13 protein-coding genes and 1 pseudogene are annotated in these 12,886 nt (G+C 66.9%); 5 read left to right on the top strand and 9 right to left on the bottom strand.

The annotated features are described in order from the left end of the window. Positions 1-349: 349 nt before the first annotated feature. The 6 genes from AB7O82_RS31940 to AB7O82_RS31915 all read right to left on the bottom strand — a co-directional run bounded on the left by AB7O82_RS31940 (position 350) and on the right by AB7O82_RS31915 (position 6,422). Complete coding sequence (locus AB7O82_RS31940; RefSeq protein ID WP_428550869.1) at positions 350-2,098, bottom strand: thiamine pyrophosphate-binding protein; 1,749 nt, start codon at positions 2,096-2,098, stop codon at positions 350-352. Between the two features lie 10 nt (positions 2,099-2,108). After that, the gene (locus tag AB7O82_RS31935; protein WP_428550866.1) at positions 2,109-2,921 is read right to left on the bottom strand and encodes a hypothetical protein; all 813 of its coding nucleotides are present in this window, start codon (positions 2,919-2,921) and stop codon (positions 2,109-2,111) included. Continuing rightward, positions 2,922-3,899 carry an alpha-ketoacid dehydrogenase subunit beta gene (locus tag AB7O82_RS31930; protein WP_428550863.1) on the bottom strand — a complete coding sequence of 326 codons (978 nt, stop codon included), beginning with the start codon at positions 3,897-3,899 and terminating at the stop codon, positions 2,922-2,924. Positions 3,900-3,914: 15 nt separating this feature from the next. Next, a complete protein-coding gene (locus AB7O82_RS31925; protein WP_428621135.1) occupies positions 3,915-4,895 on the bottom strand; it encodes a thiamine pyrophosphate-dependent dehydrogenase E1 component subunit alpha in 981 nt (326 codons plus the stop codon). A gap of 438 nt (positions 4,896-5,333) precedes the next feature. Continuing rightward, a complete protein-coding gene (locus tag AB7O82_RS31920; RefSeq protein ID WP_428621133.1) occupies positions 5,334-5,873 on the bottom strand; it encodes a DUF6455 family protein in 540 nt (179 codons plus the stop codon). Positions 5,874-5,909: 36 nt separating this feature from the next. Beyond that, entirely contained in the window at positions 5,910-6,422 is a 513-nt protein-coding gene (locus tag AB7O82_RS31915; RefSeq protein WP_428555331.1) for a DUF6455 family protein, read from the bottom strand. Positions 6,423-6,542: 120 nt separating this feature from the next. Between AB7O82_RS31915 and AB7O82_RS31910 the strand changes: the two genes are divergently transcribed. Genes AB7O82_RS31910 through AB7O82_RS31890 form a run of 5 tightly spaced genes read left to right on the top strand, consistent with a single transcriptional unit; the run spans position 6,543 to position 10,449 of the window. Continuing rightward, positions 6,543-7,496: a protoglobin domain-containing protein gene (locus AB7O82_RS31910; RefSeq protein ID WP_428555328.1), complete on the top strand. Its 954-nt coding sequence runs from the start codon at positions 6,543-6,545 to the stop codon at positions 7,494-7,496. Positions 7,497-7,507: 11 nt separating this feature from the next. After that, positions 7,508-7,882: an STAS domain-containing protein gene (locus AB7O82_RS31905; protein ID WP_428555325.1), complete on the top strand. Its 375-nt coding sequence runs from the start codon at positions 7,508-7,510 to the stop codon at positions 7,880-7,882. Beyond that, a complete protein-coding gene (locus tag AB7O82_RS31900; RefSeq protein ID WP_428555323.1) occupies positions 7,875-8,312 on the top strand; it encodes an anti-sigma regulatory factor in 438 nt (145 codons plus the stop codon). The genes AB7O82_RS31905 and AB7O82_RS31900 overlap by 8 nt, the downstream gene beginning before the upstream one ends. Next, positions 8,309-8,959 (top strand): PP2C family serine/threonine-protein phosphatase, encoded by a 651-nt coding sequence (locus AB7O82_RS31895; protein ID WP_428555320.1) that lies wholly within the window; start codon positions 8,309-8,311, stop codon positions 8,957-8,959. Before AB7O82_RS31900 ends, AB7O82_RS31895 begins: the two co-directional genes overlap by 4 nt. Then, positions 8,956-10,449 carry an ATP-binding protein gene (locus AB7O82_RS31890; protein ID WP_428555317.1) on the top strand — a complete coding sequence of 498 codons (1,494 nt, stop codon included), beginning with the start codon at positions 8,956-8,958 and terminating at the stop codon, positions 10,447-10,449. Before AB7O82_RS31895 ends, AB7O82_RS31890 begins: the two co-directional genes overlap by 4 nt. 200 nt (positions 10,450-10,649) lie before the next feature. On the opposite strand, the gene AB7O82_RS31885 is transcribed toward AB7O82_RS31890, so the two are convergent. The 3 genes and pseudogenes from AB7O82_RS31885 to AB7O82_RS31875 all read right to left on the bottom strand — a co-directional run. Continuing rightward, the gene (locus AB7O82_RS31885) at positions 10,650-10,982 is read right to left on the bottom strand and encodes a monooxygenase (protein ID WP_428621131.1); all 333 of its coding nucleotides are present in this window, start codon (positions 10,980-10,982) and stop codon (positions 10,650-10,652) included. A gap of 1 nt (position 10,983) precedes the next feature. Next, positions 10,984-12,141: a flavin monoamine oxidase family protein gene (locus AB7O82_RS31880; RefSeq protein WP_428621130.1), complete on the bottom strand. Its 1,158-nt coding sequence runs from the start codon at positions 12,139-12,141 to the stop codon at positions 10,984-10,986. A 43-nt stretch (positions 12,142-12,184) separates the two neighbouring features. Continuing rightward, a pseudogene (locus tag AB7O82_RS31875) lies at positions 12,185-12,441 on the bottom strand (MFS transporter); the annotation flags it as partial. Positions 12,442-12,886: the final 445 nt, after the last annotated feature.

The following is a 12,886-nucleotide window of genomic DNA, read 5'->3' as shown; positions in this document are numbered from 1 at the left end:
GGTTCGCCTTTTCCGCGAACCTTTGGATAGCGCTTTGGTTTCGGTGCATCGCACAGGCCCACATGACGATCAGTTCTCCAGGTGGCAACGAGAACCCGGCGACACCCTTCATCATCTGAGTGTCCTCCTTAGAGGCCCACACGAGCAAATCGATGAGCGCCGTCGCCTCCTTCGACTTTGTGGGTAAGCTCATCTTCCCGACGACGCGTGTCGCCCAGGTGCGCCGTGGAAATAGCATGTTCATCCCCTGCTGCCGCGAGCGAATATGCCAACTCTCATCGATCGGTCTTTGTCGGAATCTCCGTGCTGCCCGTGAGACTTAGGGAGAGACTAAAGTCAGAAAACTGCGTCAGGCAACCCGATCGCCCTGCTTGATCTGGACCGTCCGGTTGTCGACGGCGGGGAGCATCTGGGCCGGGTCACGGGTGACGACGACGTCGATGACGGTCGGCCGGTCGCGCTCTTCCATGCCCTGGCGCAGCGCCGGCGCCAGCGCCTCGGGATCCTCGACGCGAATGCCGCCGCAGCCCATGGTGCGGGCGATCGCGGCGTAATCCATCTCGACGAGATCGGCCGACTGGTAACGCCCGCCCATCATCGCGTGCTGCAAGGCCTTGACGTAGCCCGACGCGGCGTTGTTGACGACGATCACCGTCAAGCCGCAGCCGAGGCGGCGGGCCGTCTCGAGGTCGCCCAGGGTCATGTTGAACCCGCCGTCGCCGCTGATCGCCACGACCGGGCGGTCCGGCGCCGCAAGGGATGCGCCAATGCCGCCCGGCAGGCCATAGCCGATCGAGGCGAAGCCGCGATCGGGAACGTAGTGACGGCCGGCCTTCTTGGTGTCGTAGAGCAGGCCGGTCCAATGGCCGGCGAACCCGCCATCGGCGACGAGGATCGAGTCGGCCGGCAGGGTCCTGTTGAGCTCGCGACAAAGCCGCGCCATGTGGACCGGCCGGTCGCGCGAGTCGAGGCGCGCCGCGGCCCCGTCCTCCCATGTCTTCATGCGCGGAACGATCTCGCCAACGTAATCGGCGCGCGCGCCACGCGCCGCCTTGCTGCGATCCGAAAGCGCCTCGGCAAGATCCTCGAGCGCAGCGCGCGCATCGGCCCACAGGGCGATCTCGGCCGGCACGCAGCGGCCGATCTCCTCGGCGACGACGTCGACATGGATGAGGGGAATGTGCGCCGGCGGCAGCGCGAAGCGCTTGGTCGCGATCTCGCCCAGCTTGCAGCCGACGACGATCAGGCAATCCGACGCCTCGATCAGGTCGTTGGCGATGCGCGAGTAGCGACCGAACAGGCCGGTATTGAGTGGGTTGGCGCACGCAATGCCGCCCTTGCCGCTCATCGTGTGGGCCACCGGAATCGACTGCGCCTCGGCGAACCTGGTGAGCGCGTCCCACGCCTCGGAGAGATGGATGCCGCCGCCGACCAGCAGCATTGGCCGCTTTGCCGTCGCGATCAGCCGCGCCGCCCGCTCGGTCTCGCTGCGGTCGGGCCGGACGCGGCGGGCCGGCGCCCTGAGCGTCGCCGCATCGATGACGAAGTCCTCGGCCGCGAAATCGTGCGTGCCATGGCAGACATCTTCCGGCACGTCGAGCAGCACCGGGCCCGGCCGTCCCGACGTCGCCACGGCGTAGGCACGCCGCACCAGCTCGGGGATGCGGCTGGTCACCTCGACCCGGATCAGCTCCTTGACCGCCGGTCGCAGGATTTCGACCTGCCGGCACTCCTGGGTCATGTTCTTCCAGGAATGATTGCGATTGGTGTCGCCGGTGATGGCGATGATCGGAATCCCGCCGTTCAGCGATTCGATGAGCCCGGTGACCAGGTTGGTCGCACCGGGGCCCAGCGTGCCGTCGCAGATGCCGGGGCGGTTGGTGACGCGCGCGTAGGCGTCGGCGGCGAACGCACCGCAGCGCTCGTCGTTGATCAGGTTATGGCGCAAGCCCACCAGGCCGATGGCGTCGTAGAACGGCAGGAGCTGGAAACCGCCCATGCCGAACATCGGGCCGGCGCCGGCCAGACGCAGCATCTCGGCGAGCGCGCGCCCGCCATTCATCGTGCCCGACGGGCGGTTCTTCGCGAGTTCGGTCATGGTTCCTCCTTTAACGGGCGAGCGTGCGGCGCAATCCGGCGACGAAGTCGCGGGCGGCCACTCCTTCACTGAGGCCAAGTGCGCGGGCGCGAGCGTTGATGCGGCTGACGATGCCGTCCTCGTAGGTCGAGCGCGCGTCGCCGATGCGGGCGCTCGATGCGGAAACGGTGGCGGCGGCGATGCCGCGCGCGTCGAGCGCCGGCAGTCGCGAGACGCCGGCGTCGTCCTTGCCCACCCCGGCGTCGTTGTAGAGCGCGCCCAGCACGTCGTACTTGAGTGCGGTCTCGGGCCTGCCGCCCAGCAACCCGCCGTGCGAGCCGGTGATGACGATGGCGTTCTTGTGCTCGGCCAGGACCAGCGAGGCTGAATCGAGCGCCCAGACCGGCGGCGCCTCCGCGATCAGCAGAAAGGCGGCTTCGAGCGCCTCCGGCGGCGTGCGCTTCGTCCGCGGCGCCTGTTGCAGACGGGCGGCCGCGTCGCGACACGATTGGCCGGCGCGCACGCCCAGCGACGCGGCGAGGCCGTTCGCATGGCTGATGACACCGCCTGCCATCATGTCCGTGCCATCGCCGATCCGCGCCGTATCGTGGCCCACGGTGGCGGCCGCGATGCCGAGGTCCTGCAGGTAGGCGAGGCCGCCGATCCCCGCGTGATCGCGCCCGACGCCGGCGTCATTGAAGATCGCCGCCGCAGCGCCGAGCTTCGCCGCGAGATAGGCGGCATAGACGCCGCCATGCGAGGCGTTGACGATCACCGCGCCGGCAGCGTCGGGTCCGACCCGGGTGATGCTGTCGGCGACAAGGATGGGCGCTGGCTCGGACATCTAGGCAGCCCGGGCCGTTCCCCGCCCCCGCAGGACCTCGTGGACGCCGGCAATGATGCGGTTGCGGTCCGGGAAGACATGGCTCTCGAGCACGGGGCTGTAGGGGATCGGCACCTGCAGGGCGCAGACGCGCTTCACCGGCGCCTTGAGGCTCGCGAACGTTGCCGCATCCTCGGTGGCCAGCGCGGCGATCTCGGCCGAGAAGCCGGCCGTGGGCCCTCCCTCGTCGGCGATGACGAGCCGTCCGGTCTTCTGCACCGAGCTGCGGATCGTCGCCGCGTCCAGCGGCACCAGGGTGCGCGGATCGACGACCTCGACCGAGATGCCCTCCCTGGCGAGTTCCTCGGCCGCCGCCAGCGACTCGTGCACCAGCCAGGCCAGGGCGACGATCGTCACGTCGCTACCCGTTCGCTTGATATCCGCCCGGCCGAACGGGATCGTGTAGTCCTCCTCCGGCACCGGCCCCTTGAGCGCCATCAACCGGTTCGATTCGAACGAGATGACCGGATTGTTGTCGCGGATCGCCGTCTTGATCAGCCCCTTGAGGTCGTAGGGCGTCGACGGCAGGAACATCTTGAGGCCCGCCACATTCATGAACATCGAATGGGGCGACTGGGAATGCTGCGCGGCGAGCTGCGTGCCGCCGCCCACCGCGGCCCGATAGAGGATCGGAAAGGTCGCCTGGCCACCGAACATGTAATGAATCTTGGCCGCCTGGTTGACGATCTGGTCCATGGCGACGAAGCAGAACGTCACCTGCCGCCAATCGACGATCGGGCGCCATCCGCAGCCCGCCGCGCCGATCGCCATGCCGGTCATTGCCGCCTCCGCGATCGGGGTCGCCCGCATGCGCTCCGGGCCGAACTCCTTGAGGAGCGGCGCGATCGCGTCGGTCGTCATGTAGAAGATCTTGGGATCGCGCCGCATCTCTTCGGCGACAGCCTCGACGGCAGCCTGGCTGTAGGTGAGCTCTCGCATCGTCCGGTCCTCGCGTCAGGCTGCAAACACGTCGTCGGTCGCCTGCTCGGGCAACGGCAGGGGACTCGCCTCGGCAAAGGCCACGGCTTCGTCGAGCGCGCGCATCACCTCGGCCTCGATCGCCTGCCGGCCGGCATCGTCGAGCTCGCCCTGGTCCCGCAGCCGTCGTTCGAGCAGCTCGATCGGGTCCCGCTGCTTCCAGGCTTCGATTTCCGCCGGGTCGCGCGGGTCGGGCCAGCCGCGGCGCTCGGTGTGGCCGCGCCAGCGATAGGTCTTGCATTCGATCAGGCTCGGGCCCGCCCCCGAGCGCGCCCGCTCCACCGCGGCGTGCGCGGCCTGGTAGACCGCGAAGATGTCGTTGCCGTCGACCACGACGCCCGGGATACCGTAGCCCGCCGCGCGCGACGCCACGTCGCTCTGGGCATGCGTCGCCGCGGCCGGTGTCTGCGCCGCATAGAGATTGTTCTCGCAAACGTAGATCATGGGCAGCTTCCACGTCGCCGCGATGTTGAGGCATTCGTGGAACGGGCCGGCGTTCGACGCCCCGTCGCCGAAGAAGGAGACGGCCACGCCGCGATTGCCCTCCATCTTGGCGGCGAGGCCGGCCCCGGTGACGATCGAGATCCCGCCAGCGACGATGCCGTTGGCGCCCAGCATGCCGATGTCGAAATCGGCGATGTGCATGGAGCCGCCCTTGCCCTTGCAGTAGCCCGCCTGCCGGCCGTAGAGCTCGGCCTCCATGCGCTTCAGGTCGGCGCCCTTGGCGATGCAATGGCCATGACCGCGATGCGTCGAGATGATTCGGTCGCTGCGCTCGAGCGCGCTGCAGACGCCGACCGCCACGGCTTCCTCGCCGATGTAGCAATGTACGACACCGTGGATCTTGCCGGCGAGGTAGTCCGTCGAGGCGCGCTCCTCGAAGCGGCGGATCGTCAGCATCTGGTGCAGCATCGCGCGCTGCTTGTCGGGCGGCAGGTTGGGCGCGTGGTTCGGCATCGGTGCGATTCCTCGGGCAGCCAGGTCAGACTATCGTCACTCTCGCTCGACGGCACGCCCCTGGACAGCCTCCAGGTCTCGCCGTCGACGCGCGCCCGGCCTCAGTGCGTGGATGCGATGTAAACCGGTCGCGCCGGTGGCGAGCTTGAAGGCGGGGCGCAGCGGCGGCAACCGGGATTGCAGCGTCATCAGGCGCGCCCAAGAGATCGTCGACGCAGACGGCGAGGCAATGCCGCATCGCGGCCGGGATGGCAGAGGCTTAGACCCATAGGCGCTAACTCAACTTTGGCCGGGTCAACGGTGTCGCAGCACCCGATTTGTTGCCGAGCAAAGGTCGAAGGTTACTTCGCCCGAATCGAGACGCGGCCCTCCGGGCCGCTCCTGAGGGTGAGGTTTTTGGTAAAGTCGAGTTAACGCTTGTGGGGCATAGACTCAGGCTCAGAACGCCCCATCGATCAACGCGCGGACCTCGCGCCGCAGGTTCTCGGCACGGAGTCGCTTGAGGTCATCGGCGCTCGGATAGAACGTATCGCCGTTCGGGTGGCGGCCTTGCGGCGCCGTGCGGTGACAAAGCGAAGACAGGGCTGCCGCGGCGCGCCGCGTCAATCGGTCCTTCCGCAGGCCCGTGCCGTCCGATGGAGCGCGCAAGGCTACGGCTGCCGGCTGCGCCATCAGCGCGAACAGAGCCTCGTTCGGGCAGAAGGCGCGATAGGCATCCGGCGGAGAGGCGCCGTTCAGCCAGCGGCGGCATTCGGGCACGTGGGTGCAGGCCAGGCAGGTCTCCTCGGCCTCGCGCGCGAGGACGCCGGCCATCGGGCCGTTCCAGCCCTGGATGCCGATCCGATGGACCGCCTTCTCGAGCAGCTCGAGACGCTGAACCGAGGTTTCGAGGTTGACGATGCGCGCGCGCAGGCGGCCGCCGAACGCCCGGGCGGCGTCCGGTCGAACCACAGGCTCCCTGGCTTCGATCAAGACCATCGGGTCACTCCCCTGGCGGCATCCACCACGCCGCCGTCAGGCACCGACCTGATGCTGATTCTGCAAGGCTTGGTCGAGCTGCGCGGCATTCGGACAGAAGCTGTGGAAGTCCGTTCCCTCGGCCTCGGCCAGCCAGACGCGGCATTTGCGCTTGTCCGGGCAGGTCGTGCAGGTCCACGTCATGTCGCGCAGGACCTCGATCGGCAGCTGCGCCGGATCGATGCCGAGCCGGGCGAGCATCTGGTCCATGAGCTCACGGGAGCCAGTACATCCCGCGATCAGAGGCTCGACCTGCGAGCGCGCGAGGCCGACATCGGACAGAACGGCATCGAGCGATCCCATCGCCGCGAGCTGTGCGAGCTCGCGTCTCAGCTGCCGGCGCTTGCGCCCGCCGTCGACATAGCGAGAGATCGTTCGCCGGAGATCCTGAAGCGTCGTCATGACCCTTACCCCCTTTGTCGAGGCGCCGCGCAAGGCGGCAGCCGGGAAAGGGTGATCGCGCCAGCCGCTGGCCGCCTTGACCCAGATCAAGTCTCCGTTGGATGCCATTGGACGCGCACCTGCCTCCGACTATAGTTTCCCATTGGTGAACATTGCAGGCACTGGTTGGTCGGGTCACCGCTGCGGAGCCGTTCACCCGTTCCAGCGAGAGCAGGGGGAGTTGAGCTCATGGAGCAGCAGAAGGAAGTGGCAGCCGACGTCGCGAGCATGAACTTCACCGAGCAGGAACTGCTTCAGCGCAAGGACTTCCTGGAGTTCCGCAACGACGATATCGCCAATCTGACCGGCATCAACGATCTCGCCAAGCAGTACGCCGGCTCGGTCATCGAGGATTTCTATGGGCATCTCCTGTCGTTCGAGGACACGCGCATGTTCTTCAAGGATCCCGAGATCCTCCAGCGCGTGAAGAAGGCGCAGCAGGAGTACTTTCTGCGGCTGACCCAGGGAAATTATGACCTCGCCTACGCGCAGAACCGATTGGCGATCGGCGCCATCCACGAACGGGTCAACCTGCCCGTCAAGGCCTATCTCGGCATGTACAACTACTATCTGCGCGCCGTCGCCAGCCGGCTGATGGAGGCTTTTCCGAAAGAGCCCCAGCGTGCCTGGTCGGCGTTCCTGTCGCTCACGAAGCTCACCTTTCTGGACATGGGACTGGCGATCGACACCTATATCTCTTCACGCGAGCGTACGATACACGAGCAGCAGGAAGCCTTTCAGGAACTGCCGACGCCGGTGCTGCCATTCCGCGAAGGAATGCTGCTTGTGCCGATCATCGGTCTCATCGACTCGGTGCGAGCGCGGCTGCTGACGGAGCAACTGCTGAATGCGGTCCGCGACAACCGCGCAAAGGTGATCATAATCGACATCACGGGCGTGCAAGCGGTCGACTCCAAGGTCGCCAATCACATGATCCAGACTGTCGAAGCCGCGCGGCTCATGGGCGCGACGGCTATCTTGGCCGGCGTGTCGCCGCAGATCGCCCAGACGATGGTGACGCTCGGCATCGATCTCGGGCGTGTCATCACGGTGGGCGATCTGCAAAGCGCCATCGAGCGAGCCGAAGGGTTGCTCGGCTATACTGTGACGAGAGGGCGCGAGAAAGCCGACAGCGCCAGTTGAGGAACGCCGACATGCGAGCCTCGATCCTCAAACAGAACAAGGTTCTGATCGCATCAATTCGGGAGTCCATGAGCGATTCCGACCTGATGCAGCTGCGCGAGGACCTGGCCTCCGGTGTGCGGCGACACCGTTCGACCGGCGTGCTCATCGACGTAGCGTCGCTGGACGTGATGGACTCCTTCGCCGTGCGGACGCTGCGCGGCATTGCCCAGATGGTCAAGCTCCTGGGGGCCCAATGCGTCGTGGTCGGCATCCAGCCCGACGTCGCCTTCTCGATGGTGCAGCTGGGACTTACCCTCGAGGGCACGGCGACGGCTCTCGATCTGGAGGACGGTTTCTCGGTGCTGGAGACACGGGACGGCCAAAGAGCGGTTGACGATGGTTAATGGACCCAGCCTTCCAGGATCAGCCGGGCTCGATCACGTGGTGCCGATCCGAGCGGAAACGGACGTCCTCCTGGCACGCCAGAGAGCGCGCCATCTGGCTTCGGAGTTGCGATTCACGGGTGGCGAGCTGACGCTGATCGCCACCGTGATATCGGAAGTAGCACGCAACATCGTGACCTATGCCGGAACGGGCGAGATCGTTCTTCGGCTCGTGCAGGGGGGACAACGGCGCGGGCTGCTCGTGATCGCCCGCGACAAGGGTCCCGGCATTGCCGACGTGGAGCGTGCCATGCAGGACGGCTATTCCACCTCGCGCGGGTTGGGGCTGGGGCTGCCCGGCTCGAAGCGATTGATGGATGAATTCGAGATCGTCTCCGAGGTCGGCAAGGGCACCTCGATCACCATGACGAAATGGGAGCGATCGAGATGAGCATGCCGGCGTCCCTCCCCACGGCAATCGAGTACGGCGTTGCGGGAAGGCCCTTGGCGGGCGAGAGGGAATCCGGTGACCTGCACGCCGTCATTCCGCATTCGGGGGGAATGCTGGTCGCGGTCGCCGACGGGCTTGGCCACGGTTACGAGGCCGCCCTGGCGTCGAAGCTGGCAGTTCGAACCCTTGCCGCCCAGGCCCATCTGCCGCTCCTGCCTCTCGTGAAATCATGTCACGAGGCGCTGATCAAGACGCGGGGCGTAGCGCTGTGCATCGCGTTACTCGAGTGGCGTGCTGCGACGATGACGTGGCTTTCGATCGGAAATGTCGCCGGTGTCCTGCTCCGTGCTGGTGCCAGACGGACATCGGAACATGAGCACGTTCTCACACGAAACGGCGTCGTCGGCGCCCGCCTGCCGCCGCTTCGTACCGCGACCTTGCCGCTCTGCCCCGGCGATCTCCTCATCATGGCCACCGACGGGCTGCGCGATGGATTTCACACCGAAGCAACATTCGACGCACCAGTGCAGGACCTGGCCGAGCGCATCCTGGCGCGGCACGGCAAGGTGACCGACGACGCATTGGTCCTGGTCGGCCGCTGGAAAGGCCAGGCCGCAAAGACCAATGGTGAGCTCGAGGCGCGATGAACACGCCGGCAGAGGACCGCACATCACTTCCGGCTCGCTACGAGCGCGCGCTCCTTGCCTATGCCGGATCCGACGCCGACGAGGCCGCGCTGATGGCGGCCTTCGAGCTCGGCAGAACCATACTCGACGAGCAGCATGGCCTGGTCGACCTGCTTGCAATGCATCAGGCGGCTTTGACGTCGCTGCTCGAAGGCTCGTTTGATGTGGTCGATATCCGGCGGCGTCTGATCAAGGCCAACGAGTTCCTGACACAGGCGGCCGCCCCGCTCGAGATGGCGCATCTCGGGTGGTTCGAGATGATCGGGCGTCTGCGTCGAGCAAACGAGGAGCTCGAGCGGCGAGTGGCCGAGCGGACCGCTGCCCATCGTGAGGCCGAGGAACGTCTCAACCGCGCTCAACACATCGCGGGTATCGGAAGCTGGGAACTCGACCTGAAAACCGGCAGGCACTTCTGGTCGAAGGAGATGTACCGGATATGCGGGCTGGCGGACGAGGGGCATGCCCCGAGCTCAGGCGGGATTGCCGATCATGTTCATGGTGACGATCGTGCTGGTTACGATGCCTGGCTGGCGCAGCTCGCGGCCGGATCGGACCCCGGGACCATCGAATGTCGCATACAGCATCCGGACGGCAGCTCTCGCATCGTGAGCGTCGAAGGCGAGGCGAGCCGCGCGCCCGACGAAGTCGTGACCAAGATCAGCTGCACCGCACAGGACGTTACCGACAGTAAGCGGGCCGAGGCCGATTTGCGCGATCTACAAGAGGAACTCGCTCATGTCGCGCGACTGAATACGATCGGCCACATGGCGTCTGCCCTGGCGCACGAGCTCAACCAGCCGCTGACGGCGATCGCCAACTTCTTGAGTGGATCCCAGCGCCTGTTGAGCGGCAAGTCCGACGAGACCTCCCAACACGTGCGATACGCAGTAGGCAAGGCGAGCGAACAGGCCCTGCGAGCGAGCCACATCGTTCGACGCTTGCGCGGCTTCATGGAGCGCCGCGAGACCGAGTTTCGGACCGAGCGCATCACGAAGCTCGTGGAGGACAGTGCGGCATTGGCGCTACTTGGCGCCAGGGACGCAGGTGTGCTGGTCACCGTTACGCTCGATCCAGGGATCGATCTCGTCATGGTGGACAAGGTCCAGGTTCAGCAGGTGCTGGCCAACCTGCTACGCAATGCCATGGAGGCGATGCAGGCCTCCGATCGGAAAGAGCTCGTCATCTCCACAGCACCAGCCGACGAAGATCTTGTCCTGGTTACCGTGGCCGACAGCGGGCCGGGCATAGCCGAGGAAATTGCTGCCAGGCTCTTTCAACCATTCGTGACCACCAAGCAGCAAGGCATGGGTGTGGGCCTGTCGATTTGCCGAACCATCATCGAGTCGCACGGCGGCAAAATCTGGCTCGAACCGAACCCCGGCGGAGGGGCGATCTTTCTGTTCACGCTTCGCCGAGCCACCTCGGACGACATCGACGGCACTGCGACCTGAGCTTCTCCGTCTCGCCTGCCTGATTGGTCGCCATATGGCACGGGGGAGCGCGCAACGGCTCAGGCCAGACTGACTTCGGTTCTTTCCGTGCATCGTTCGGCGTGCCCGATCTCCGACGTTTCAATCCTGGTGATCTTCATCGTGGTCATGGCCTGAGAAGCTCTGTTGTCGGAGCCGGTCTGCTGCCGGTGCGGCGAGCGTTAGCGCGCGACGGCGGGGCCGCCCTCGTCGATCGTCTGGCCCACGACATTGTCCGCCACGAGCGGCGTGTCGAAATACTGCACGACAGGCTCGCTGCCGTAGGTGCGTCGGACCCTTTCGAGCCACGCCACTTCGCGCGCGCGCCGCGCCGCCTCCATGGTGCGCCACAGATAGACGCCGCCCGCACGACGGGTCCCAGCGTCGTACAGGTAGTTCTTGCGGATCAGGTCGGAATTGGCCCGCCAGCCCGGCGCGCTCCGGCGGTAGTTCGCCACGACCTCTTCCCGTGTCATCCCCTCCGGGATGCCGAACGTGATTATCTCGGTGATCAAGTCAGTCTCCTTTCCATCTTCCTCCGGCGAGGCTCCTGGACGCTGCGTGGCGCAACCGTCCGAGCGTTTCCGCGACCGCCCTTTGCGCGGCATCCATCGCACCGGCCAGGTAGCCCGGCGCAATCACGCTGGTCTCGCTGCCGGCCAGCGACAGGCGGTCCCGCCACGGGCCGGTGACCCAGGGGCCGGGCTGCGGCAGGGGATGCGCGCCGCCGAGCCGATCGTTCGCAGTCGCCGTCAACGGATCGGCCGTCCAGTCCATCAACAAGGTCGCGCTGGCATGGCCCGCCGCGGCGCCGAAGAGGCGCGCGAGCTGATCGAGACAGGCGCGCGTCAGGGCGGCGGTGCCCGCCGCGGCGCGCTGATCGGGCCCGATGCCCAGGAAGCCAAACAAGGCGGCGGCGCCGGAAGCCGTCGTCGCGTCGTGGATCTCCGCCAGCGGCCCCACCGTACTCTGTGCCATCCCCGACAACCCCGCCTCGCGCCAGAAGGGCCAATCGTAGAGCGCGACGAACTTCGCGTGCGGGGCCATCCAGGTCGCCGTGCCGCGCCAGCGCCGCCGCGTGTCAGGCGAAAGGACGGGCGCGAAGGCGATCGTGGCCTCGATCAGCCGCGGCGGCAGCGCGATGACCACCTGGTCGGCCGCCACCACATCCTCGCCGCCATCGGCCGTGCGGATCGTGAGCTCGGTGCACCGATCCTCCAGAGAGAGGCGCGTCACGGGCGCTGCAAGCCGGACGCAGCCTTCGGGCAAACCTGCGGTCAAGGCCTGCACCAGCGCGCCGGTGCCACCCGCGAGGCGCATGGAGCGAGGCTCCTGACGGAAACCCTGATAGCGCTGCGGCGGCCTGCCCGGCAGGCGCTCGACCAGCACGTCTCCTTCATCGTGCTGCGGAAAGGCGGCGAGGCCCAACGCCGCCACGGTGGCAGCCATGGCCGGATGCAGGTCGGGCCAGAACCACGATGGCCCAAGATCGAAGCCATCGGCCGAGAGTCGCCCGTTGGCGTCGACGGTCAGAATACGCCCGCCCAGCCGGTCGCGCGCCTCGAGGAGGCAGAACCCGATCCCTTCCGACTGCAACAGGCGCGCCGCATGAAGACCGGCCAGGCCGGCGCCGACGATGGCGACCGGCACAGCTGCTGCGGTTCCCGATGCCACGGCCATCTCAGTTCACCACGGGGTTGCGTCGCGAGGCGGTGCCGGACCCAAGCACCACCGCGAGGGCCGAGAGCAACCCGACCAGCACTCCACACGCTGTCCCGGCCAGGAAGACGGCGCGGCATCCGTGGCGCCGTGCGATGGCGCCGAACGGCAGCGTGCAGGCCGCCATCCCACCACGAAGACGGAGATCGGCAGGGTGGCGAGTGCCTTGTCGGGCGCGAGCATGTTCCCGACGATGGCGCCGGTGGCGTAGACGACCGTCGAGTTCGCGCCGGCCAGCGCCTGCGCGATGGCCAGCCGGGCGACGTTCCCCGAGGCATATCGCGCTTCTGGCGCGGCGAGCGGTGCAGCCGGGAAGGTTCATGCTCGAAACATGGTCTCCGTTTGTGGGCGGCGGGTGCGACTGCCTGCGCCGCGCGGCATGCGCAGGCTGTCGGCGAGCGCTTCAGTCGCGGACGATTTTTTGGCGCAGCGCACGACGTCACTTGCAGATTCGATGGGTCCCTGCATATCGGCTTCCCGCGTGGCCGTCTTTCGACTGAAAGCCAGACTATGTAGAATAGACGACAAAGGAGAGCCTGAGCCATGCGATGGGAGACGATCGCTGCGCCGCCCGGCCTGATGCCACCCCAACCCATGACCGTGCGGGTGGAGCACATCCTGGCGCGTCACTGTTTTCCCGAGCACGTGCATGCTTGGCACCAGATGGCCTATGCGATCTCGGGGGTGCTGACAGTCGCCG

Source organism: Reyranella sp. (genome assembly GCF_050185545.1).
Taxonomy (GTDB): Bacteria; Pseudomonadota; Alphaproteobacteria; order Reyranellales; family Reyranellaceae; genus Reyranella.
This window is presented reverse-complemented; position numbering and strand designations above follow the sequence as displayed.